Below are 21,607 nucleotides of genomic sequence, written 5' to 3'. Positions count from 1 at the left end.
TCGTGACGGCTGGAATTGGCAGGTCAGGTGGTTCGTGCGGCAAGGGTCTGTGCGCCGATGACGGACAGCAGGGCCAGCTTGTCGTAGCTCTCCGTCCCGGGAACCGCGGTGTAGACGAGCAGCGAATGCCCCTGCTCCGGGTCGAGCATCGCCTGGCAGGTGAGCTCCAGCAGCCCCACCTCAGGATGCAGGAGGCGTTTCACGTGCTGATATCGGATTCCGATCTCATGCTCGTCCCAGACCGCGCGGAACTCCTCGCAGCTGTCGAGCAGCAGACCCTGGAGATATGCCGCCCGGGAGCCCGGCCCGCGCAGCGTGACCACGTGCCGCAGCCCGGACGCGAACACCCGGGAGTGCAGCTGGTGGTCGTCGGGGTGGTAGAGCGCGCGGCAGGCCGGATCGGTGAACCAGCGGTACCCGATGCTGCGGGCCGGACCGGTGAACCTGGTGAGGTCGCCGTTGAGGGCCACACCGAGCGCGTTCTGCCGCAGGGTCTCGCCGAGCTCGGTGACGATCTCGGCCGGGGTGTCGGCGAGCCGGTCGAAGATGCGCAGCACACCGGGGCTGATGTGTTCGCCGACCGCACCGCTACGAACCGGCGGGTGGTGTCCGGCCAGGCGGAACAGGTGGTCACGTTCGTCGATCGACAGGTGCAGCCCCTGCGCGATCGACGCGACCATCTGCTCCGAAGGGTGCGGGCCGCGGGCGCGTTCGAGCCGGCTGTAGTAGTCGGCGGAGATGTGGCAGAGCGTGGCCACCTCCTCGCGGCGCAGCCCGGACGTCCGGCGGCGCTGCCCGCGCGGCAGGCCGACGTCCTCGGGTTGCAGGGACTCGCGTCGCCGCCGCAGGAACTCGGCGAGCCCGGCACGATCGATGATCATCCTTGTACCGCCGTGAACGCCACCTGTGTCAGCTCCTCGGAGACACGCCACACCCGGTCGGCCTCGTCCTCGCTGCGCAGCCGCGAGTACAGCCGCTGCTCCGCGGGCGGCCCGCCGAGGTGTCCTGGACCGCTCGGCCCGTAGAAACCACCGTCCTCGGCAGTCGCCGCCACCAGCGCCGGCAGCCCCGCGGACTCGGCCGTTCCCAGCAGGATGCCACGCGCCGACAGGGCACCGATGAGCCGCCTGCCCATCGTCTCCCGGGCCCGGCCGACCTCGGGGCGAGCCGCCAGCAGACTCGTCGGGGCCACACCGGGATGCGACAGGTTGCTGGTGATCCCCCACCCGTGCCGCCGGCTGCGCCGGCTCAGCTCCAGACCGAACAGACCAAAAGCGATCTTCGATTGACTGTACGCCCGCATCCCGTCGTACGAGCGTTCCCAGTTCAGGTCCGCCCAGTTGATCGCGTTGGAGTTCGCCGCGACGCTGATCTGGTTGACCACCCGGGCGCCACCGGCCCGCAGCAGCGGCAGCAGGTGCGCCACCAGCGCGAAGTGGCCCAGGTGGTTGGTGCCGAACTGGAGCTCGAACCCGTCCGCGGTGGTCTGCCGCTGCGGCGGCGTCATCACCCCGGCGTTGTTGACGAGCAGATGGATCGGCTGACCCTCGGCCCGCAGCGCCGCGCCGAGGGCCGCCACCGAGCCGAGCGACGACAGGTCGAGCTCGCGCAGCGAGGCCTTCGCCCGCGGCACCTGCCGGCGGATCCGCTCGATCGCCGCCTCGCCCTTGACCGTGTTCCGGACCGGAATGACGACCTCGGCCCCGGCGGCCGCGAGGCGGGTGGCGATGCCCAGCCCGATGCCGTCGCTGCCGCCGGTCACGACGGCCCGTTTGCCGGACAGGTCGGGCATGGTGATGTCGGGCTGTTTGCGCGCCATGTGCTGCTCCTGATGTCGTTCGCCGGGTGTGACACCAGGATGCGATCAGCCGCTGAGGTTAGCCACGGCCTGACGATCCCAGGCTACCGGTGAGCCCGGGTGTCCGGGGACCGGCGACCTGCCGTTACCGATCGCCCGCCCCGGCACGTCTCAGCAAGGCTCAGCGGGCTCTCAGCGCGCCCATAGAACGATCTTGTCGTGACCGTCCTTCACATGTCCGCGCCGGAAATCGTCGTCGTGCTGGACTCGCTCGCCCTGGTGCTGAGCCGGTGGTTGCCGCCCGTCGCACGCCGCCGGACCGCGCTCGCCGCGACGGGCGTGGTGGCGGCCGGCACCGCCCTGGCCGCACCCGGGATGCGCTGGCAGCTGCTGCCGGTGCTCGCCGCGGACCTGCTCGTCGGGGTGGGAGCAGTCATCGGCCGGCTGGTGCGCCGGCGAGCCGAGCGGGCCGGGTGGCGGGCCCGCTGGTGGCTGGCCCTGCCCGGATCCGTGGTCTGTCTCGGCCTGATCGTCGCGGGCGCCGGGGCGGCCTGGGCGCTGCCGGTGGCGAACTTCCCGCAGCCGTCCGGGCCGTCCGCGGTCGGGACCACGGTGATGCAGTGGACCGACCCGGCTCGTGCCGGGCGCGCCGTGGTCGTGCAGCTCTGGTACCCGGCCGGGCCGGTCCCGCCCGACACCCCGCGGGCGCAGTACCTCGGGCGGAACCGGAGGGAGGCGGACATCGTCGCCGCGGCGGAAGGCGACTACCTGGGTGCGCCGGCTTTCCTGCTGGACGGGGCGGTGCGCGCACACAGCCACGCGGTGTCCGACGCGGCGCCCGCGCCGGGCCGCTCCCCCGTCGTGCTGTTCTCGCCCGGGCTCGGCGGCGTGCGCACCCAGAACACCGCCTGGGCCGAGGACCTGGCCAGCCGCGGCTACCTGGTGGCGGGCGTCGACCATCCGTACGACTCGGCGGCGGTCGTGCTCGCCGACGGGCGGACGCTTCGCACCCGGGTCGCGGCCGGCGGCAACCCGGGCGAGGACGCCCGGCGCCGGACCGGCTGGGTCGACGCACGGGCCGCCGATCTCAGCTTCGTCCTCACCCGGCTCGGCCGCCTCGACACCGAGCCCGGACCGTTCACCGGACGGCTCGACACGTCCCGGGCGGCGGCGACCGGCCACTCGATCGGCGGGGCGGCCGCCATGCGCGCCGCCGAGCGCGACCCGCGGTTCACCGCCGTGATCAACCTCGACGGCGGGCCCGATCCGGACCAGGGTCCGCTGCGCCAGCCGGTGCTGGCCCTGACCCATCCCGTCGAGGACCGGGCCGACGCCGACTACGTCGCCCTGGTGTCGGCGATCCTGGAGCGCGGCACCGGACCCGGCTATCTGCTCACGGTGCCGGGCAGCGCGCACCTCACCTTCACCGACGCGCCGCTGTACCTACCACCCGTTCCGGCGCTGGTCGGCTCCTCAGGGCGTACCGAAAGTGTCCGGATGACCACCGCGACCTGCGCCGCGTTCCTGGACGCCGGCCTGCGCGGCCGCGGCGGTGACCTGCCCGCGGTCCTCTCCGCCTACGGCGACCTGCATGTCTGGTAGCGGCCTCAGCAGGGCCGCGGTGAGGACGTCGATGATCCGGTCCTGCCACTGCCGGGGAGTCCAGCCGCACAGGTCGGTGAACTGGAGGTAGGTCTCCACGTTGGTGACGGCGAACGCGATGTCGCGGGCCTGATCGACGTCCAGCCCCGGGCGCAGCGCCCCACGGGCGGCGAGCAGCTCGGCCAGCATGCCGTGCGCGCTCCGGGTCTGCTGCTGGTTGACCTCCCACTGGGCGGCCAGGTCCGGATCGGCGCCGGTGGCACCCCGCATCACCCGCATCAGCGGGGCGACCCGGTGCAGGATCTCGCGGCCGTTGACCACCCACAGCTCGACGATGCGCCGCGGCTCGGTCTCCTGACGCAGCTGCTGGATCCAGGGGCGGTCCAGCATCGGCACCGGCTCGTCGTCGCCGGCGGCGGCCACGTCCATGACGTGTTTGAGCAGCGTGCGCTTGTTGCCGAAGTGGAAGTACACGGTCTGCACGGCGACGCCGGCGCGCTCGGCCACCTGGTCGAGCAGCGTCGCCCCGTAGCCACGGGCGAGGAAGAGCTCGGCGGCCGCGTCGACGATGCGCCGGCGGGTGGCCCGGGCCTGCTCGGCGCGGCTGATGCGGCCGGCCGGTGCGCTGTCGGGTTTCGTCGCTCGCTTGACCCCGTCCCGCATTCGCTAGAGCCTACTCTAGTAACTCGCTAGAGCCAGCTCTAGCGAAATCGACCTCGGAGGAGGGATCACCATGGCGCATCCGACTTTCGCCCCGATCACCTGCACCGACTCCGGCGGGGGCGGTGAGGCCGTGGTGCTGATCCACGGCGGCGGGCTCGCCGACTGGTTCACCCCGCTGGCCGCCGAGCCGGCACTGCGCGATCACCGGGTGATCCGCCTGGTGCGGGCCGGATACACCGGCGCCCCGGCGCCGCGGGGGCTCACCGTCGCCGGCCACAGCGAGCAGGCCGCCGCCCTGCTCGATCACCTCGGCACGGGGCCCGCCCACGTGGTCGCGCACTCGTCGGGTTGCACGGTGGCGCTCCAGCTGGCCCTCGACCATCCCGATGCGGTCCGCGGCCTGACACTCTGCGAGCCGCCGCTGGTGGCGCCGCTCGCCGCTCCGGCGGATCGCGAGCTGCTGCGCACGGCGTTCGGCCCCGTGATCGGCACCGTCATGGCCGCTGTCGCCCGCGGCGATCTGCCGGCGGCGTTCGACACCTTCATGACGCTCGTGTGCGGGCCCGGCCATCGGGCGGTCATGACACAGGCGCTCGGAGCCGGACGCGTCGCGGACGCGGTCGAGCGCAGCGGGTACTTCTTCACGGAGGAGATGCCCGCGGTCGACGCCTGGACCGTGGAGCCGGCGGCCCTGGCGACCCTGCGCCCGCCGGTGCTGCTGGTGCAGGGCGGCGCCAGCCCCGATCCGGTGCACCGGTTGATCGCCCACCTGGCCGAGATGATCCCCGGCGCCACGGTCGCCACCGTCCCCGGCGCCAACCACCTGCTGCCGCTGACGGATCCGGGCGCGCTCGGCGACCTGATCACCCGGTTCAGCCGGGCCACGGTGCGATGGTGCTGAGGTGATCGCCGTCGCCGGACGGGCGGCCGGATCGGCCGACGGGGTCGCTGGCTTCGACATTCTTCGATACGCTCCGGCCTGCGGAATCGCCGGCGCGCCTCCCGTCGCCGCCGGACCGCGCCGACAGCGGGGAGTGACGACATGCGGTGGAGAACGAGACTGGCGGCGGCCTGCGCCGCTCTGAGCCTGGTGGTCGCCTGGCCGGCACCGGCCCGGGCCGACATCAACGACCAGTGGACCACCTGGATCAGCATCCTGCCTCCCGGCGGGCCCAGCGCCAGCGGCCGCAAGGTGATCGACGTCCGGGGCAGGTCGCTGGACCCCCGCGCCACCGTGCAGATCTGGGCGCGCCAGACCACCAACAACGCGAATCAGTACTGGCAGATGACCAAGGTGTATTCGGTCGGAAGCATCCACTACTACACCATCATGAATGTCCGATCCGGCATGTGCCTGGACAAGTCACAGGACGTTCCGGACGCCGACGGGAACGCCGTTTATCAGTACCCGTGCATCGACGGTGCGTACAACCAGCAGTGGGCGTTCACCCCGCTGGAGACCGGTGCCGCCGCCAAGTGGGGGCTGCTGGTCAACCGCAGCGACGGGCGGTGCCTGGATGCGACCGGCGGGACGGACTCCTATTACGACGGCGCGCCGTTGCAGGTCTGGCTCTGCAACCACCGTGGATACGCGGACTGGAACCAGCGCTGGAACATCTTCCTCTGACGATCCGCCGGTGCCGGTGACGATCAGGCCGGCCCCCCACGGACCGCGGCGACGGCGTACCGTGCCTGCCGTGCCCTCGTCGTGGAGGTTGTTCCTCACGTATGCCGGCGCGAGTCTCGTCCCGGTTCTGCTGCTGGGACTGGCGTTGTCGATCGCGCTGAACCACGAGGCACGCGTCCGCGGGATCGGTGTCGCCCGGGTCGAGGCTGCCCTGGTCGCGCGCACCGCCATCGAGCCGCATCTCGCGGACCGCCCGCTCGGCCTGCCCCTGTCGGCCGAGGAGACGCGGGAGCTGCGGGAGATGACCGCCGGTGCGGTCGGATCGGGCGCGATCGTCCGGCTCCGGCTGCGCGACACGGCCGGCCGGGTGGTCTTCTCCGACGACGGGTCCGGGCTGGGCGCCGAGGTCGGCGACGAGGTGCTGCAAGCCGCCCGCGGCACCGCGGTGGCCCACCTGACCAGGCTCAACTCCGACCGCAACGACACCGGTCCGGTCGGCCGGGAGGTGGTGGAGGTCTACCAGCCGATCATCGTGAACGGTTCCGTGGCCGGCATTCTGGAGATCTATTTACCGTACGACCAGATCGCGCACGAGGTCAGCCAAGGCCTGCGGACGGTCTACCTCGCCCTGGCCATCGGTCTGGCCGCACTGTGGATCATCCTGGCCCTGATCAGCGGCTCGACCATACGCCGGATGGCCCACCAGGCCGGACACGACGCGCTCACCGGCCTGCCCAACCGCGTGGTGTTCCAGCGTCGTGCGGCCGCGGCGGTCGAGGCGGCCGAGCGGGACGGTGGCAGCGCGGCCGTGGTGCTGGTCGACGTCGACCGGTTCAAGGAGGTCAACGACACGCTCGGGCACCGTATCGGGGACGGCCTGCTGCGCGAGCTGGGTGGCCGCCTCGCCGCCGCGGTGCGCTCCGGGGACACCGTGGCGCGGCTCGGCGGTGACGAGTTCGGCCTGGTGCTGCCGGACGTCGGACCGGACGAGGCCGGGCCGCTGCTCGACCGGCTGCGCGCGGCGGTCGAGGCCGAGGCCCTGGTCGGCACGCTGCCGCTGTCGCCCGAGGCGAGTTTCGGGTACGCGGTGGCGCCCGCCGACGGCACCGACGTGGACACCCTGCTGCGGCGCGCCGACATGGCGATGTACCTGGCGAAGGGCACCCGCAGCGGGACCGCCCGCTACGACCGGCGCCGCGATCACTACGACGCCGCCCAGCTGGCCCTGGTCGCCGAGTTGCGCCGTGCGATCGAGGCGGACGAGCTGGTGCTGTAGTACCAGCCGAAGGCGGAATTGCGTACGGAAAGAATCTGTTCTGTTGAAGCTCTTGTTCGGTGGCGGCATCCCGAGCGCGGTGTCGTGGCGCCGGACGCGTTCCTGCCGGCCGCCGAGCAGACCGGCCTGATCGATCCGCTGACGCGCTGGATCCTGGGCGCCGCGCTGGCGCAGATCGGCGACTGGGGAGCGGCGTGCGACGCGCTGAGCGTCGCGGTCAACGTGTCGGCCCGCAACCTGGCCCGCGCCGACTTCGCCGACGCCGTGCTGACCGCGCTGGCCGAGGCCGGGGTCCCCGCCGCCCGCCTGATCGTCGAGATCACCGAGACCGCGCTGATGACCGACCCGGCGGTCGCCGCCGACGTCCTGGGCCGCCTGGCCGCGGCGGGCGTGCGGGTCAGCATCGACGACTTCGGGCAGGGTCAGACCTCGCTGGCCTACCTGGCCACGCTGCCCCTGCACGAACTCAAGATCGACAAGAGTTTCGTCGATGACCTGCCGGACAACATCGCCCACGCCGCGATCGTCCGGTCGGTGATCGATCTCGGCCACAACCTGGGCCTTCAGGTGGTCGCCGAGGGGGTCGAGACGACCGAGGTCGCCGACCTGCTCACGGCCGCGGGCTGCGACATCGCGCAGGGCTACCTGCTGGCCCGCCCGATGCCCGCCGACGATCTGCCGTCCTGGCTGAACGCCCGGCAGGCCACGGTCGGCTGAGCCGCCGTCCGCATCTTGGGATTGATAACCGTCGATGAGACTGCCAGGATGGCCAGATGGCGACGGCGCGGGGTCTCGGTTCGGTCATATCCGTTGTGGTGCTGACGGTCACGGGGGCGCTCACCGTGACACCGGCCGGGGCGGCGCCGCCGGGCGGTGCCGACACCGAGACGCCGTGGCGGACACGGCACTGGCCGCAGACCCAGCCGTGGCAGCGTGACGAGCCGGCCGCCCTGGCCGAGCCGGGCGGCGGGCCGCAGCCGATCGACCCGCAGCACTACGAGCTGCCGGACACGATGACCTGGTCGGACTACCGGAAGGTGCCCGGGACGAACTGGGCGGACCCGGCGGTGCACGGGTCGCAGCGCACCTTCAACGGCGCGCTGGTGCTGGTCGACTATCCGAACCAGCCGTTCGTGGTGACGCAGCCGGCGAACTCGACGATCTACCAGAACCCGACCGGCGTACAGAACCTGGCTCGTGACGACGTTCCGGCCTTCTATCGGGACTTCCTGAACAAGCCGGGCACGCTCAATCGCGGGCACACCATCCACGAGTACTGGATGGAGGATTCGAACGGGCGCTTCGGCATCGAGTTGAGCTCGTTCGGGGTCTACCGGATGGCGAGCCCGAGCTACGAGTACGGCATCGAGTCGTCCATGCAGCACGGCCGGGGCTGCCCGGCCGGCGCGGTCTGCGGTCGTGACCTGCGCGGCGACGCGCGCGCCGCGTGGATCGCCGCGGTCGGCGCGGAGGAGGCCGCCAAGTACGACTTCGTCTTCTTCCTGTCCGCCGGGCAGGACGAGTCGTCCACCTGGCAGGAATTCGGCCAGATGAAGTTCACCACCAGGGACGACGTCACCGACGAGTTCGGCCCGCCGGACGAGTCGCTGCCGAACTGGAACGACACCCGTTACGTCCCGTGGACCTCCTGGCAGGCCTCGGCGAACATCTGGCCCAACGCCGCCGCGGGCAGCTCGGTGCAGGCGGAGAGCTCCGGCATGTCGACCTACGCGCACGAGTTCAGCCACATCCTCGGCGTCGGCGACAACTACAACAATCCGTACGGGATCCCGGCCCGCCGCGACTACAGCGGACCGTGGGAGATGCTGAGCCGGGGCACGTTCAACGGGCCGGGCGGCCCGCACAGCCGGTGGCTGATCCCGGGCACCGCGGGCTCCTCGATGGGCGCGCAGCACATGCTGCGCAACAAGATGAAGCGGCATCGTCGACGACGCCGCGGTGCTGAAGCTGTCCCGGGACGCCCTCGCCCGCTCCGGCGTCGTGGTGACGACGGTGACGGCGCGCGAGGTGGACAAGGGCCGGGCCGGGATCACCGTGACGCTGGACGGCGGGGACAGGTCGGCGGCCTGTGATCCGTCGGCGGATCCGTACTGTGACGGCGGCGGCTACGACAACTACACCCTCGAGGTCGTCGACCGGATGGGGTTCGACTCGTTCACGCCGGACTCCGGGGTGCTGCTGGCCAAGACGAAGAACGCGGACAATGCTCCGTTCATCTGGACCGTCGACGCCAATCCGCAGGACATCGACAAGGTCGACTTCGTGTTGCCGGACGGGACGCCGCAGAAGATGACGATCGGCGATTACCGGCAGCTGTCCGACGCGCTGTTCCACGCCGGGACCAGGTCGGGCAGCGAGTTCGAGTACGTGGACGTGGCCAACCGGCTGCACTTCTACGTGCTGGAGCGGCGGCGGGATCGGCACGGGGTGTTGTCGTACCAGGTGGCGGTGCGGTCGCTGGACGGGGCCGGGCCGGGTGCCCGCGGGGTGAAGGCGTCCCCGGCGTCGGCCCGTCTCGACAAGACCGGCTGGGCGCGGTGCACCGTTCCGGTGCGCAACACCGGGCGCGGCGACGATGTGCTGCGCGTGTCGGCGCCGGGGGCGACGGTGCCGCGGGCGGTCGTCGCGGTGCCCGGCGGGAAGACGTCGTCGGTCGAGGTCTCCGTGAACAGTCCGTCGAAGGTGGCGGTCACGATCACCTCGGAGAGCGACCCGGCCGCCCGGACGGTCACGACCTGCACGGTGCGGCGGTGATCGCCCACTCGCGCAGGGTGGTGGCAAAGAGGGCCGGGTCCGCGGCATGCAGGCGATGGGCGGCGTCGGGGAACGAGCGGTAGTCGAAGGGCCCGCTGGTGGCCTCTTGGGCCCGGCGCGCCTGGTCGTCCGAGATGGCTCCCTGGAGCAGGGCTCCGGTCCGCTCGTCGACCCGGCGGGCGTTGTGCAGGAACAGGACTCTCGCCGGACCGCTGCTCGGCGGGCCACCGCTGGAACGCCGTCTTATGCCTCTACCAAGCCACACGAGTCGACGGTGCCGGCGACTGCGCCGCCTGCCGCTCCAGCAACCACGGGGTGAGGCGGTCCGCCGCCTGCGGCCGGCTCAGGTGGTAGCCCTGGACCAGGTCGCAGTCCCACTCCCGCAGGCGGTCCAGCACCACCTCGTTCTCCACCCCTTCCGCGATCAGCCGCATGTTGAGGTTGTGGGCCAGCTCGACCGTGCTCTTCACGATCGCCGCGCTGCGCGGGTCGGTGTCGCAGTGGGCCACGAAGGCACGGTCGAGCTTCAGGTCGTCCACCGGCAGCGCATGCAGGTAGGCCAGGCTGGAGTACCCGGTCCCGTAGTCGTCGACGGCCAGCCGGATGCCGTTCGCGCGCAGCTGGGCCAGGGTCTCGGTGGCCCGGGCGGCGTCGCGCATCAGCACCTCCTCGGTGACCTCCAGGTGCAGCGCGGCCGGCGGCACGCCGTACCGGGACAGCGCCGTCGCGACATACGCCGCCAGCGTCGGGTCGTGCAGGTTGGAGGTGGACAGGTTCACCGCGACGGTGAGGTCGAGACCGGCGGCCCGCCAGTCCCGGCACTGTTCCAGGGCCAGCTCCAGCACCTGCATGGTGAGGCGGCCCATCAGCCCGGCGTGTTCGGCCAGGGACAGGAATCCGTCGGGATAGACCAGGCCGCGGGTCGGGTGGTTCCACCGGACCAGGGCCTCCACGCCCGAGACCGCGCCGGTCGCCAGGTCCAGCTGGGGCTGGTAGTGCAGGATCAGGTCGCCGTCGTCGAGACCGGCGCGCAGCTCCTCCAGCGTGGTGAGCCGCCGCCGGCCGCTGTCGTCGTCGGCGCCCTCGCTGGCCACGGCGAGGCCGCTGTGGTCGCTCTTGGCGGTGTACATGGCGTTGTCGGCGTGCCGCATCAGGGCGCTGCGGTCGGTGCCGTGGTCGGGAAAGACGGCCAGGCCGATGCTGGCGTCGACGTGCAGGGTGACCTTTTCCAGGTCGAACGGGTGCCGCAGCGCGGTGAGCAGCCCGGTCGCGCTTTGCAGGGCGCGGTCGACCCCGGCGGCGGGCAGCAGCACGCCGAACTCGTCGCCGCCGAGGCGGGCCAGCATGCCGTTGTCGCCGAGCGCCTCGCCCAGCCGGGCGGCGACCAGTTGCAGCAGCTTGTCACCGAGGTGATGCCCGAAGCTGTCGTTGATCTCCTTGAAGCGGTCCAGGTCGACGATGGCGACCGCCATCGGCGCGCACGGGTCGCGCAGGTGCAGTTCGGCGTCCAGGGTCTCCTGGAACAGGCGGCGGTTGGGCAGTTCGGTCAGGTCGTCGGTGCGGGCCTGGCGGCGGGCGTCCGAAAGCGCTTCGACGGCCCGCACGGTGAGCAGCATGCGGACGATCGCCGCGGCGATCGCGGTGGCCGCGAGCAGGGTGCTGGTGCGGGGCACCACGTGGCCGTGCCAGCTGCCGTACAGCAGCAGGCCCATCGCCGCGCAGGCCAGCGCCACCGGTAGCGACGAGCCCACGAACGCCCTGGTCGATCCCCGGACCGACGACCGTTTGCGGGTCTGCCAGGCGGCCACGACGATGAGAGCCAGCGCGACCGACCACAGCGCGTCCGTCCAGCCGCCCGGGATGTAGGTGCCGTGGTTGGTGTCGAACATGTGGATGGCGTTGGCGGTGGTGTTGAGGCCCATCCCGGCCAGCAGCAGCACCCACACCGGTTCGGTGCGCCAGCCGCTGAGCGCCCACGCGCCCAGCAGCAGGCCGGCCAGCACGATGTCGGCGATCGGGTAGGCCAGGCTCACCAGGATCGACGCGGCCGAACCGCCGAAGGTGAAGCCGGACAGGAACACCAGCGAGGCGAACGCCGCCGCGCAGGCCGAGGCGATCAGGCCGTCGAGCCAGGTGGGCAGGCTGATCCGGGAGCGCCGGGCCCGCAGCAGCCGCAGCAGCGCGGCGTAGGCGAACGGGTAATACGCCAGCCACATCGCGTCGGCCGGCGAGGGGTACGGCGGCGGGTGCAGGTCGACGAGGACCGCGATCCAGTAGACCGTGCCCGCGGCGTAGCAGCTCAGGCCGCCGGCCATCAGCAGCCAGGCGCCGCGGTCCTGGCGCACGCCGAGACCGCGGGCCGCCACCAGCGCGGCGGCCAGCAGGTAGATCCCGTCCTGGAGCACGTCGTTCACCCAGGTGTGCCGGTCCATCCAGCCGTGCGCTACCGGCATGATCGCGACAAACTGCGCGACCAGCAGCACAACGCCCACCACGAATCCGGCTGAGAGCCAGATCCGCCCACGCGCAGGCGTCCTCTTCACCGAAGGCACACTGGCACAATCGGGCGGTCCAGGCCACACCTGAGCGTTCTGTCGCAATCTCGTGACCTGACGGGCCGCCGTACCCGCTTCGGCAATAACCTACTAGTTACATAGGTTAACTAGGTTATCCCGGGTTCCTGTGCCATATTGGACTTCGTGACAGCAACCAGCCTCACCAGCGGGAACGGCGGTGCGTGATGCTCGACCTGCGGCGCATGATGCTCCTCAGCGACCTCGCCGATCTCGGCACGGTGACCGCCGTGGCGGAGCGCCGGTGCATCACCAGCTCCGCGGTGTCGCAGCAGTTGCGCGTGCTGGAGAAGGAGACCGGCGCCATCCTGTTCCGCCGCGACGGCCGGACGCTGACCCTGACCCGCAGTGGCCACGTCCTGGTCGAGCACGTGCGCCGAGTCCTGGGCGCGGTCGACGAGGCGCTCAGCGCGGTCGCCGCCACCCGCGGCTCGGTCGCCGGGCAGATCGCCGTCGCCTCGTTCAACATGGGCGTCTCCATGCTCGCCGCGCCGACGATCCAGCAGCTGCGGATCGCCGAGCCCGATCTCCAGATCCACCTCCAGCAGGCGCCCAGCCAGGCCGGCGTGCGGCTGCTGCGGCAGGGCGAGGTCGACATCGCGATCACCTGTCGCTACGACTTCGACGCCGACGACCCGTGGAGCGGCCTCGCCGGCGATCCGCTCCTGCACGAGCCGCTGGTCCTGATGGCGCCCTCGCACCTGCACCTGCGGATCCGCGGCCGCGGCCTGTCCGCGCTGGCCGGCGAGTCGTGGGTGACCGGCCCGCGCGACTCCCGGCTGGACACCGCGGTGGAGCGGGCCGGCAAGTCGGCCGGCTTCATCCCGGAGATCAAGCACCGGGTGATCGGCGCGCAGAACATCTGCGACCTGGCCGCCACCGAGGTCGGCGCCGCCATCGTGCCCCGCCTGTCCGTGCCGGCCCATCTGGAGGGCCTGATCGTCGACGGACTCCACCTGGGCGTGCGGACCATCAGCGCGGTGGTCCGGGAGGGTCGCCAGCGCGACCCCAACATCGCGACCATCCTCCGCACGCTGCGCACCATCGCGGCGGAGATCGCGCCCGCGCCGCGCGCCGACCGCCTGAGCATCGCCTCTTAGCAGATCAAAATCCGATTTTCGTACGACCAGCAGGCCCAAACCTGCCCGAAATGAGAGGAATGGGAGCCATGGCGAACGCTGATCTCGCCGCCCGTGAATCCCTCCGGCTGCTCGGCCCCGATCCGGCCGGCTGGGTCCCGCCGACCGACGGCACCGACCACGACGTCGCGGTGATCGGGGCCGGCCAGAGCGGACTGACCATCGCCCACGCCCTCCGCCGGTACGGCATCACCCGGCTCACCGTCCTGGACGCGGTCGACGACGAGCAGCACGTCGGGAGCTGGGCGAGCCGGGCCCGGATGCACACGCTGCGCACCGGCAAGACCCTGGTCGGACCCGAGTTGGGCAATCCGGCGCTCGGCGTCCGCGCCTGGTACGAAGCCCGCTACGGCCCGGACGCCTGGGCCGCGATCGACCGGGTACCGACCGCCGACTGGATCGCCTACCTCACCTGGTTCCAGCGGCAGGTGCGGGTGCCGGTCCGGCGCGGCGTCCGGGTGCTGCGGGTCGAGCCGGGCGACGCCGGCCGGATCCGGCTGCACCTGCGGCAGCAGGGTCGCGACTCGGTCGAGACGGTACGCAAACTGGTCCTGGCCACCGGCGTCGAGGGCATCGGCGGCCCGCGCATCCCGGACGAGGTGGCCGCCCTGTCCCCCGCGGTGTTCGCGCACACCGGCCACGACATCGACTTCGCCGCACGGCGCGGCCGCACGGTCGCCGTGCTCGGCGCCGCCGCCTCCGCGTTCGACGCCGCCGCCACCGCGCTGGAGGCCGGCGCGGCCGAGGTGCACCTGTTCTCCCGGCGGGACGACCTGGTCGTCGTCCGGCCCGGCGGGGTCGCGCCCAGCCCCGCCGCCCACGACACCTTCCACCACCTGCCCGACGACGTGCGGTGGAAGCGCCGGTTCGCGTTCGCCGGCAGCGTCCCGGCCGACTCGGTGGTGCGGGCCACCGCCCATCCGAACTTCCGGATCCACCTGGCCGCCCCGTGGCAGGACGCCACCGAGGCCGGCGGGCAGGTCCGGGTCACCGCCGCGGACGGCCCGCACACCTTCGACTTCGTCATCGCCGGCACCGGCTATCAGCAGGATCCGCGGACCCGCCCCGAGCTGGCCGGGATCGCCGGCCGGATCGCCCGCTGGCAGGACCGCTACGAGCCCCCCACCGAGCTGCGGTCGGAGCATCTCGGCAGCTTCCCCTACGTCGGGCCCGGTTACGAGCTGACCGCCCGGGACAGCACCGACGCCGCCTGGGTGTCCGCGATCCACGTGTTCAACGCCGCCGCGAGCCAGAGTTTCGGGCTACCGGTCGGTGACATCCCCAGCCTGCGCGCGGGCGTCCCCCGGCTGGTCGACGCGATCGCCCGGGACCTGGTCCTGGCCGACCTGCACCGCCCGGCACCGTCCGCTCCCGCCCCCGCGTCGCGCGAGGAATACGCGCACGCGCTCTGGAAGCCGGCGACCGTTGCCGCCTGAACGGAACCACCTCATCCTGAGCGTCGCGCTCAACAGCACCGGTTCCGCCGCACGCTCCTGGGCCGCCGCGGGCACGAAGTGGAACCGGTTCGTCGACTGGAACCACTACCTGCGGTCGGCGCAGCTCGCGCACGAGGGCGTGTTCGACATCGTGTTCGTCTCCGACCACCCGGCGCTGCAACGCGACAACACGTCCCGGCCGATCCACAGTTTCGATCCGACCGTGCTGTTCTCCGCGGTGGCCGCGGCCGTCCCGGACATCGGATTCCTGCTGACCGCGTCCACCTCCTACAACTCGCCGTACAACCTGGCCCGCCGGCTGGCCACTCTCGATCACATCTCCGGCGGCCGGGTGATCTGGAACGTGGTCTCCAGCTTCAACCCGGACATCGCCGCGAACTTCGGCGCCGCGCCGCTGCCCGGGCGCGCCGAGCGGTACCGGCGCGCCGACGAGTTCGTCCAGCTGGTCAAGGATCTCTGGCTGAGCTGGGACACCCCGCCGGACGAGCCGCCGGACGAGCAGCTGTGGGACGCGGGCACGGCGCGGCGGATCGACCATCGCGGCGAGTTCTTCGACGTCACCGGGCCGCTGAACGTGCCGATCGGTCCGCAGGGCCATCCGGTGATCTCGCAGGCCGGCGCGTCCGCCGCGGGCATCGACCTGGCCGCCAAGCACGCCGACATCGTGTACGCGTCCCTGCTGCACCGGACGTCCGCCGTCGACTACCGGGCACGGCTGCGCGACCGTGCCCTGGTCCACGGCCGGGACCCCGGGGACCTGCGGCTGCTCCCCGGACTGACCGTGATCCTCGGCGAGACGCGTGCCGAGGCGTACCGAAAACATGAAGCGCTGCACGGGCACCGTGGCGAGGAGGGCCTGATCGCCGACTTCCTGCACCGCAACTGGGCGACGGACCTGCCCGCCGGCCTGGATCCGGACAAGCCGCTGGACCCGGCGCTGTTCACCTGGGACGAGGGTCAGCAGCGGCCGGTCGGCTTCGTGAAGTCGTTCGCCGAGCTGGCGGCTGCCGAGGAGATCACCCCACGGCAGCTCGTGCGCCGTGTCGAGGGCGGCCATCGCCTGGCGGTCGGCACCCCGCACGAGGTCGCCGACACCATCCTGGACTGGTGGAGCTCCGGCGCGGTGGACGGCTTCAACATCCACATCCCGGTCCTGCCGGACGGCATCGCCGAGTTCAACCGGCACGTCGTCCCGCTGCTGCGCGCGGCCGGCGCCGTCCCCACCGGTTACGACGGCTCCACCCTGCGCGAACGCCTCAAACTCCGCGACCCCCGGAATCCCGAGCCCGCGCCATCAAGATCATGACGTCCCCGCGCGGGCCGGACCGGTCAGCGTCTTGATCGGCAGGACGTACCGCCGGTCCGGAGCCCGGGTGCGGCTGGTGAGCTCCTCGGCGGGCTCGCGCCCGCCGAGAACGGCATCCACGTAGGCCGCGGCCTCCGGCAGGGAGAGCCGCGGGGCCTCGGACCGCAGCAGGCGCAGCGCGGGGAGCCGGCCGTCGCGCCGCGCGACGTCCCGGACGGCGTCCAGCAGCGGGTCCGGTGCGCTGCCCCGTGACTCCTGGTACAGCTCCGCCCAGTCCTCGCCGAGGAAGGTGGTGACCGGGATGTGGTGGATGCTGCCGTCCTGCCGGTCGACCAGGTACGGGCCCTGGCCGATCAGCTCGGTGCCCTCCTCGCGGGTCCGGGCGTAGTCGGCCGAGTTCCAGCAGACCAGCCAGCCGAGGGCGTGTTCCTCCACGTCGACGACAGCCAGGTCGGGCAGCGTCGGCTGCTCCTGCCGTTCCCGGGCAAGCTGCGCTTCGACCAGTTCCACGGCGCGCGCCTTCATGATCACGACAGGCATCATCCGGCACGACAGCACCGCCGTCCCACCGTATTACGCGGGACGGCGGTACTCCCACCGGCGTGGCTACTGCGCGGCCTCCAGCAGGCTCGGTGCGACGCCGACGGACGGGATCGAGACGGGCAGCACCCCGGTGAGCAGGTGCTCGCCGATCTGGCGCTCGCGGTAGATCGCCGGGTTGTGCGAGGAGAGCACGCGGGCGTTGCGCCAGTGCCGGTCCAGGCGCAGGTTCTCCTCGACCGCGGACGCCCCACCCACCTCGAAGATCTCCGTGGTGGCGTGCAGCACCTGGTCGATCACCACCGACTGGGCCCGCAGCACCGACAGTTCCGCGCGCTGTTCGAGTTCTCGCACCTGCTCCTCGCGGTCCGGCGACGCCGCGTCGTGCAGCGCCCAGCGGGCGTTCTTGGCCGTGTCCAGGTCGTCGGCGACGGCCAGCACGATCTGCCGTGAGGTGTGCGCGATCGCGTCCACGCGGCCCAGCACCTGCTGGACGAGGGGATCCTCGGCGGGCAGGTCCGCGCTGCCGTGACCGTAGGAGCGGCGGCGCCGGCGGACGAAGTCGGCGGCCTCGTCGACCGCGCGGCGGGCGATCCCGGCCAGCGTGGCCAGGTGCACCAGTTGCACGATCGAGGTGGTGCCGGCGTGCCGCTGCCGCTGCGGGATGACGTCCTCCGGGTCGACCGGCACACCGGTCAGGATCGTCGTCCCGCTGCCGCTCATCCGCTGGCCGAAGCCGGTGTAGTCGTCGAGCAGCTGAAGGCCGGGGGCGTCGCGCGGGACCAGTGCGGTGATCCGGTTGCCGTCGTCACCGACGACGGCGACCGAGATCCAGTCGGCGTACAGGCTGCCGGTGCTGTAGTACTTGGTGCCGTCGAGCACCAGCCTGCCGCCGGCCTCGGTGAGCGTGGTGGTGGTACGCCCGCGCACGTTGCCGGAGCGTTCACTGGTGGCGTTGCCGACCACCGCGCCGGCGCCGATCCGCGACAGCCAGCGCCGGCCACGGTCGGTGTCGCGCTCCTCCCAGCGGTCCTCGGTGAACCGGAAGTGCACCCGGAACGCCTGCACCAGGTTGGACTCGGCGGCGCCGAGCTCGACGAGCAGCTCGAACAGCTGGCGCAGGCTCGCACCGGACCCGCCGAACTCCTGCGGGACGCGGACCGCGCCGAGGCCGAGCGCGGCCAGCTCGCGGGCCTCGTCGAGCGGGAGACGGCGGGTGGCCTCGCGCTCGCGGGCGTCGGCGGCGATCCGGTCGAGCAGCGGGCGGAAACGGGTGACAAGGTCGGTCGGCACGGCGTACCCCCTAGAAGTAGCCGACGGCGGGCAGCTCGGCGTCGTTGACGACGACGTCACCGATCGCGCGGGCCTTGAAGACCGTCGGGTTGTGGCTGAACAGGGTGCGCAGGTTGCGCCAGTGCCGGTCGAGGTGCTGCGACGAGCGGGTGGCGGAGGCGCCGAGCGCGCCGTAGACCGCTCCGGCGGCACGCAGTGCGATCTCCTCCACGCCGACCTTCACCTTCGAGGCGGCCAGCGAGGCGCCGGGGCCGTCCAGGGCCTCGGCGGCGGCCAGGACGGCGGCCTCGACGACGTACGCGGTGGCCGCCAGCTCACCGACGATCTGGAGGATCTGCGGGTCGTGCCGCGACTCGTCGTGGTTTCCCCACGAGTACGACCGGGTCCGGGCGCGGACCCGGTCCGCGGCGTCGGCGCTCAGGTCGCGCAGGATGCCCGCGGCGATCGCGTGCAGCAGCAGTTGCGCCTGGGCGCCGTTGCGGCGGTCCGGGCCCGGGAACGGGATCACCTCGGCGGCGTGGACCAGCACGTTGTCCAGCACGGTGGTGCCGCTGGCGGTGTGCCGCTGGCCGATCCCGTCCCAGTCGTCGTCGTGCAGGACGCCCGCGCGGTCGGCCGGGATCAGCACGCTGACCCGTTCGCCGCTGCCGTCGCTGACCGCCAGCCGCAGGTAGTCGGAGTAGAGCGCGCCGGTGCTGTAGAACTTGCGCCCGTTCAGCCGGTACGCCGAACCGTCCGCGACCAGCGTGGTGTCGTACGTGTACACGCCCGCCCGGTTGGTCAGCTCCGCCGCCGCGCCGCCGAACACCTTGCCGTCGAGGATCTCGGCGAGCCACGGCCGGGCCGGGTCGCGCAGCACCTCCTCGACGAAGCCGTAGTGCAGGCGCAGGATGTGCGGCACGTCCGGGTCGGCCTCGGCCAGCCGGATGAACAGGGTGAACTGCTCCCGCCGGGTGTATCCGGCGCCGCCGTCGGCGACCGGGACCCGCACGGCGCCGAGCCGGTGCTCGCGGACCAGTGCGAGGGCACGCAGCGGTCGCTCCCCCGGTGCCTCGGCGCGGCGGCGCCGGGCGTCCGCGGCGATCTCCGCGAGCACCGAGGAGAGTTCGTCCGAGTCGAGCGCGGGTGGGCGGACCGGGGTGGTGATGACGGGCATTGCTCCTCCTCAGCTGTCCGCGAAGGACCAGGTCGGTATCGGCAGGCCGAGGTGATGGCGCAGGGTGCGGCCGGTGTACCGGCGGCGGAACAGGCCACGCTCCTGCAGGATCGGGACGACCTCGTCGACGAAGGCCGGCAAACCCTCGTCGATGACGTCGAACATCAGGTTGAAACCGTCCGCCGCGCCGGCGGCGAACCACTGCTCGATGGTGTCGGCCAGGGTCTTCGGGCTGCCGGCGACGGTCAGGTGTCCCCAGCCGTACCGGGCCACGTCGCGGACCGTCAGCCCCTCGTCGGCGAGGAATCGGATCGAGCGCAGGAACCCCTCGGAGGTGTCCTGGCGGCGGCGTTCGAACAGGTCGCCGGGCAGTCGCAGCGGCGCGTCCGGATCGAGTTGCTCGACCGGCACACCGAGCCGCTGGGCGAGCAGGGCCAGGTTCGCACCGTCGAAGAACTCCTCGCGGCGGCGTTCGGCCTCCTCGTCGGTGGCGCCGAGGGACACCACCATGCCCGGCAGGGCCAGCACCGCCGGGCGGCCCGGTGCGCGGGCCCGCGAGGCGGCGGCCAGCCGCGCCCGGTAGTCGTGGGCCGCGTCCAGGGTGCCCGCGGCGACGAACGTCGCGTCGGCGTACCGGGCCGCGAGGTCGAAGCCCTCCGGTGAGCCACCGGCCTGGAACACCACCGGAAGTCCCTGCTCGGACGGCGGCAGCAGGCCGCCGCCGGTGACCGCGAAGAAATCGCCGTCATGGTCGATCGGACGCACCCCGCCGGGCCGGGCGTACTGCCCGGTGGCCTTGTCGGCGACGATCGCGTCCGGTGTCCAGGTGCGCCACAGCGCGCCGACGACCTCGACGAACTCGCGGGCCCGGGCGTAACGCCGGTCCTTGGGCGGCAGCGGGTCCCGGCCGTAGTAGGGCGCCACCAGCGGGTGGTAGCTGGTGACGACGTTCCAGCCGGCCCGCCCGTGGGAGATCCGGTCCAGGCTGGCGATCGAGCGGGCCAGGTTCACCGGGTGGTGCCACGAGGTGGAGACGGTGGCGACCACGCCCAGGTGCTCGGTGGCCAGCGCGGCGGCGGTCAGCGCGAGGACCGGGTCGAGTCCGGCGCGCTGCGGTTCGGTCTCCCAGGTGGGCTGCAACGCCGGGACGTCGGCCGTGAAGATCGCGTCGAACAGGCCGCGCTCGGCGAGCTGCGCGATCCGTACGTAGAAGTCGGGGTTGGCAGTGCCGAGTGGATCGATGCCGTCGCGCCGCCAGGCGCCGCCGTAGGCGCCCAGCCCGGGACAGTTGATCCCCAGGTGCAGTCCGGTCATGCCACGGCCCGGCGGCGAGCGTGCTTGTCCGGGCCGAGCCACGGCGGCTGCCACCCTTCGTCGGCCCGGTTGACCGTGACGCCGGGCGGGACGAGCTCGTCGATCGCGTCGAGAATTTCCGGATCAAGAACGATTTCCGGTACGCCGAGCAGGCTCTCCAGGTGCTCCGGCGTGCGCGGCCCGATGATCACGCTGTCCACCTGCGGATGGCGCAGCACGAACGCCACCGCGAGCTGCGGCAGGCTGAGCCCCGCCTTGGCCGCGAGCTCGCCCAGCGCGATGGCGAGGTCGCGTTTGCGCTGGTTCTCCGGCAGCCGCGGGTCGTGGCGGCCGGGTTGCCGGGCGACCCGCGCCGAGGGCGGCGGCACCGGGAGCCCGGCGACGTGCCGGCCGGAGAGCCAGCCACCGGCGAGCGGGCTCCAGGTGAGCACGCCGAGCCCGTAGCGGGCCGCCACCGGCAGGCTGGCCCGTTCGGCGCCGCGCGCCAGGATCGAGTACGGCACCTGCTCGGTGGCCGGCCGGCTGCGTCCCGCCACGTCGGCCGCCCACTGCGCCTCGACCAGCAGGTGCGGCTCGTTGGTGGTGGTCCCGTAATAGCGGATCTTGCCCTGGCGGACCAGGTCGTCCAGCGCACCCACGATCTCCGTCACGTCGGTGTCCGGGTCCGGTTTGTGCTGCTGGTACAGGTCGATGTGGTCGGTCTGGAGCCGGCGCAGCGAGTTCTCCACGGCCCGGTGGATCCAGCGCCGGGAGCTGCCCCGGGTGTTGACGCCGTCACCCCACTGGCCGTGGAACTTGGTGGCGAGCACGACGTCGTCCCGGCGGCCGCGCAGCGCCCTGCCGACGATCTTCTCGCTCTCGCCCTGGGAGTACACGTCGGCGGTGTCGATGACGTTGATGCCGAAGTCCAGGGCCTGGTGGATGATCGTGATCGCCGCGTCCTGGTCGGCGGTGGCCCGGGCGCCGAAGTTCATCGCGCCCAGCGTGAGCGGGCTGACCCGGACACCGGTGCGGCCGAGCGTGCGGTAGGTCAATGTCTCGTCCGTTCGTTCGCTTCTTACCAGCGGGGAAAGGCGGGCGTTCATGAT

Annotated in this window: 19 protein-coding genes and 1 pseudogene; 10 read left to right on the top strand and 10 right to left on the bottom strand. The window is 72.3% G+C overall.

The window, feature by feature from the left end:
* Positions 1-23: 23 nt before the first annotated feature.
* Positions 24-881: a helix-turn-helix transcriptional regulator gene (locus tag Aiant_RS41205; RefSeq protein WP_212846777.1), complete on the bottom strand. Its 858-nt coding sequence runs from the start codon at positions 879-881 to the stop codon at positions 24-26.
* Positions 878-1,819, bottom strand: a complete 942-nt coding sequence (locus tag Aiant_RS41200) for an SDR family oxidoreductase (protein ID WP_189330065.1) — start codon at positions 1,817-1,819, stop codon at positions 878-880. Before Aiant_RS41200 ends, Aiant_RS41205 begins: the two co-directional genes overlap by 4 nt.
* Positions 1,820-2,032: 213 nt before the next feature.
* On the opposite strand from Aiant_RS41200, the gene Aiant_RS41195 reads away from it, so the two are divergent.
* Positions 2,033-3,400 (top strand): alpha/beta hydrolase family protein, encoded by a 1,368-nt coding sequence (locus Aiant_RS41195; RefSeq protein ID WP_189330064.1) that lies wholly within the window; start codon positions 2,033-2,035, stop codon positions 3,398-3,400.
* Between the two features lie 492 nt (positions 3,401-3,892).
* Here the strand turns inward: Aiant_RS41195 and Aiant_RS46285 are convergent.
* Positions 3,893-4,063 (bottom strand): annotated as a pseudogene (locus Aiant_RS46285) (TetR family transcriptional regulator); the annotation flags it as partial.
* 70 nt (positions 4,064-4,133) lie between these two features.
* Here Aiant_RS46285 and Aiant_RS41190 point away from each other — a divergent pair.
* The 6 genes from Aiant_RS41190 to Aiant_RS46275 all read left to right on the top strand — a co-directional run bounded on the left by Aiant_RS41190 (position 4,134) and on the right by Aiant_RS46275 (position 9,741).
* Complete coding sequence (locus tag Aiant_RS41190) at positions 4,134-4,964, top strand: alpha/beta fold hydrolase (protein ID WP_212846775.1); 831 nt, start codon at positions 4,134-4,136, stop codon at positions 4,962-4,964.
* A 141-nt stretch (positions 4,965-5,105) separates the two neighbouring features.
* The gene (locus tag Aiant_RS41185; protein ID WP_189330063.1) at positions 5,106-5,690 is read left to right on the top strand and encodes an RICIN domain-containing protein; all 585 of its coding nucleotides are present in this window, start codon (positions 5,106-5,108) and stop codon (positions 5,688-5,690) included.
* A gap of 70 nt (positions 5,691-5,760) precedes the next feature.
* A complete protein-coding gene (locus tag Aiant_RS41180; protein WP_189330062.1) occupies positions 5,761-6,966 on the top strand; it encodes a GGDEF domain-containing protein in 1,206 nt (401 codons plus the stop codon).
* Positions 6,967-6,984: 18 nt separating this feature from the next.
* On the top strand, positions 6,985-7,683 hold the full coding sequence (locus Aiant_RS41175) for a putative bifunctional diguanylate cyclase/phosphodiesterase (RefSeq protein ID WP_189330061.1): 699 nt from the start codon (positions 6,985-6,987) through the stop codon (positions 7,681-7,683).
* A gap of 98 nt (positions 7,684-7,781) precedes the next feature.
* Positions 7,782-9,059, top strand: a complete 1,278-nt coding sequence (locus Aiant_RS46280) for a M6 family metalloprotease domain-containing protein (protein ID WP_229829969.1) — start codon at positions 7,782-7,784, stop codon at positions 9,057-9,059.
* Positions 8,980-9,741, top strand: a complete 762-nt coding sequence (locus Aiant_RS46275) for a hypothetical protein (protein ID WP_229829968.1) — start codon at positions 8,980-8,982, stop codon at positions 9,739-9,741. Before Aiant_RS46280 ends, Aiant_RS46275 begins: the two co-directional genes overlap by 80 nt.
* On the opposite strand, the gene Aiant_RS41165 is transcribed toward Aiant_RS46275, so the two are convergent.
* Positions 9,716-10,006 (bottom strand): hypothetical protein, encoded by a 291-nt coding sequence (locus Aiant_RS41165; protein WP_189330060.1) that lies wholly within the window; start codon positions 10,004-10,006, stop codon positions 9,716-9,718. The two genes, Aiant_RS46275 and Aiant_RS41165, sit on opposite strands and share 26 nt — an antisense overlap.
* Positions 9,993-12,233: a putative bifunctional diguanylate cyclase/phosphodiesterase gene (locus tag Aiant_RS41160; RefSeq protein WP_189330059.1), complete on the bottom strand. Its 2,241-nt coding sequence runs from the start codon at positions 12,231-12,233 to the stop codon at positions 9,993-9,995. The genes Aiant_RS41165 and Aiant_RS41160 overlap by 14 nt, the downstream gene beginning before the upstream one ends.
* Before the next feature lie 248 nt (positions 12,234-12,481).
* Between Aiant_RS41160 and Aiant_RS41155 the strand changes: the two genes are divergently transcribed.
* From Aiant_RS41155 to Aiant_RS41145, 3 genes are all read left to right on the top strand, one after another.
* Positions 12,482-13,414 (top strand): LysR family transcriptional regulator, encoded by a 933-nt coding sequence (locus tag Aiant_RS41155; protein ID WP_189330058.1) that lies wholly within the window; start codon positions 12,482-12,484, stop codon positions 13,412-13,414.
* Positions 13,415-13,482: 68 nt separating this feature from the next.
* The gene (locus Aiant_RS41150) at positions 13,483-14,889 is read left to right on the top strand and encodes a SidA/IucD/PvdA family monooxygenase (protein WP_189330057.1); all 1,407 of its coding nucleotides are present in this window, start codon (positions 13,483-13,485) and stop codon (positions 14,887-14,889) included.
* The gene (locus Aiant_RS41145; protein ID WP_189330056.1) at positions 14,879-16,216 is read left to right on the top strand and encodes an NtaA/DmoA family FMN-dependent monooxygenase; all 1,338 of its coding nucleotides are present in this window, start codon (positions 14,879-14,881) and stop codon (positions 16,214-16,216) included. Before Aiant_RS41150 ends, Aiant_RS41145 begins: the two co-directional genes overlap by 11 nt.
* On the opposite strand, the gene Aiant_RS41140 is transcribed toward Aiant_RS41145, so the two are convergent.
* From Aiant_RS41140 to Aiant_RS41120, 5 genes are all read right to left on the bottom strand, one after another.
* On the bottom strand, positions 16,211-16,741 hold the full coding sequence (locus Aiant_RS41140) for a YrhB domain-containing protein (protein ID WP_229830018.1): 531 nt from the start codon (positions 16,739-16,741) through the stop codon (positions 16,211-16,213). The genes Aiant_RS41145 and Aiant_RS41140 overlap by 6 nt on opposite strands.
* Before the next feature lie 81 nt (positions 16,742-16,822).
* The gene (locus Aiant_RS41135) at positions 16,823-18,049 is read right to left on the bottom strand and encodes an acyl-CoA dehydrogenase family protein (RefSeq protein WP_212846767.1); all 1,227 of its coding nucleotides are present in this window, start codon (positions 18,047-18,049) and stop codon (positions 16,823-16,825) included.
* A 10-nt stretch (positions 18,050-18,059) separates the two neighbouring features.
* The gene (locus Aiant_RS41130; RefSeq protein ID WP_189330053.1) at positions 18,060-19,205 is read right to left on the bottom strand and encodes an acyl-CoA dehydrogenase family protein; all 1,146 of its coding nucleotides are present in this window, start codon (positions 19,203-19,205) and stop codon (positions 18,060-18,062) included.
* A 9-nt stretch (positions 19,206-19,214) separates the two neighbouring features.
* Positions 19,215-20,519: an NtaA/DmoA family FMN-dependent monooxygenase gene (locus tag Aiant_RS41125; RefSeq protein ID WP_189330052.1), complete on the bottom strand. Its 1,305-nt coding sequence runs from the start codon at positions 20,517-20,519 to the stop codon at positions 19,215-19,217.
* Positions 20,516-21,553 carry an aldo/keto reductase gene (locus Aiant_RS41120; RefSeq protein ID WP_229829967.1) on the bottom strand — a complete coding sequence of 346 codons (1,038 nt, stop codon included), beginning with the start codon at positions 21,551-21,553 and terminating at the stop codon, positions 20,516-20,518. Before Aiant_RS41120 ends, Aiant_RS41125 begins: the two co-directional genes overlap by 4 nt.
* Between the last annotated feature and the right edge of the window lie 54 nt (positions 21,554-21,607).

It is taken from the genome of Actinoplanes ianthinogenes (genome assembly GCF_018324205.1).
Lineage (GTDB): Bacteria > Actinomycetota > Actinomycetes > Mycobacteriales > Micromonosporaceae > Actinoplanes > Actinoplanes ianthinogenes.
This window is presented reverse-complemented; position numbering and strand designations above follow the sequence as displayed.

Excerpts from the sequence above, each read along its gene's own strand:
- Aiant_RS41205 (WP_212846777.1), bottom strand. The coding sequence starts at position 881 with ATGATCATCGATCGTGCCGGGCTCGCCGAGTTCCTGCGGCGGCGACGC.
- Aiant_RS41200 (WP_189330065.1), bottom strand. The coding sequence starts at position 1,819 with ATGGCGCGCAAACAGCCCGACATCACCATGCCCGACCTGTCCGGCAAA.
- Aiant_RS41195 (WP_189330064.1), top strand. The coding sequence starts at position 2,033 with ATGTCCGCGCCGGAAATCGTCGTCGTGCTGGACTCGCTCGCCCTGGTG.
- Aiant_RS41190 (WP_212846775.1), top strand. The coding sequence starts at position 4,134 with ATGGCGCATCCGACTTTCGCCCCGATCACCTGCACCGACTCCGGCGGG.
- Aiant_RS41185 (WP_189330063.1), top strand. The coding sequence starts at position 5,106 with ATGCGGTGGAGAACGAGACTGGCGGCGGCCTGCGCCGCTCTGAGCCTG.
- Aiant_RS41155 (WP_189330058.1), top strand. The coding sequence starts at position 12,482 with ATGCTCGACCTGCGGCGCATGATGCTCCTCAGCGACCTCGCCGATCTC.
- Aiant_RS41150 (WP_189330057.1), top strand. The coding sequence starts at position 13,483 with ATGGCGAACGCTGATCTCGCCGCCCGTGAATCCCTCCGGCTGCTCGGC.
- Aiant_RS41140 (WP_229830018.1), bottom strand. The coding sequence starts at position 16,741 with ATGAAGGCGCGCGCCGTGGAACTGGTCGAAGCGCAGCTTGCCCGGGAA.
- Aiant_RS41130 (WP_189330053.1), bottom strand. The coding sequence starts at position 19,205 with ATGCCCGTCATCACCACCCCGGTCCGCCCACCCGCGCTCGACTCGGAC.
- Aiant_RS41125 (WP_189330052.1), bottom strand. The coding sequence starts at position 20,519 with ATGACCGGACTGCACCTGGGGATCAACTGTCCCGGGCTGGGCGCCTAC.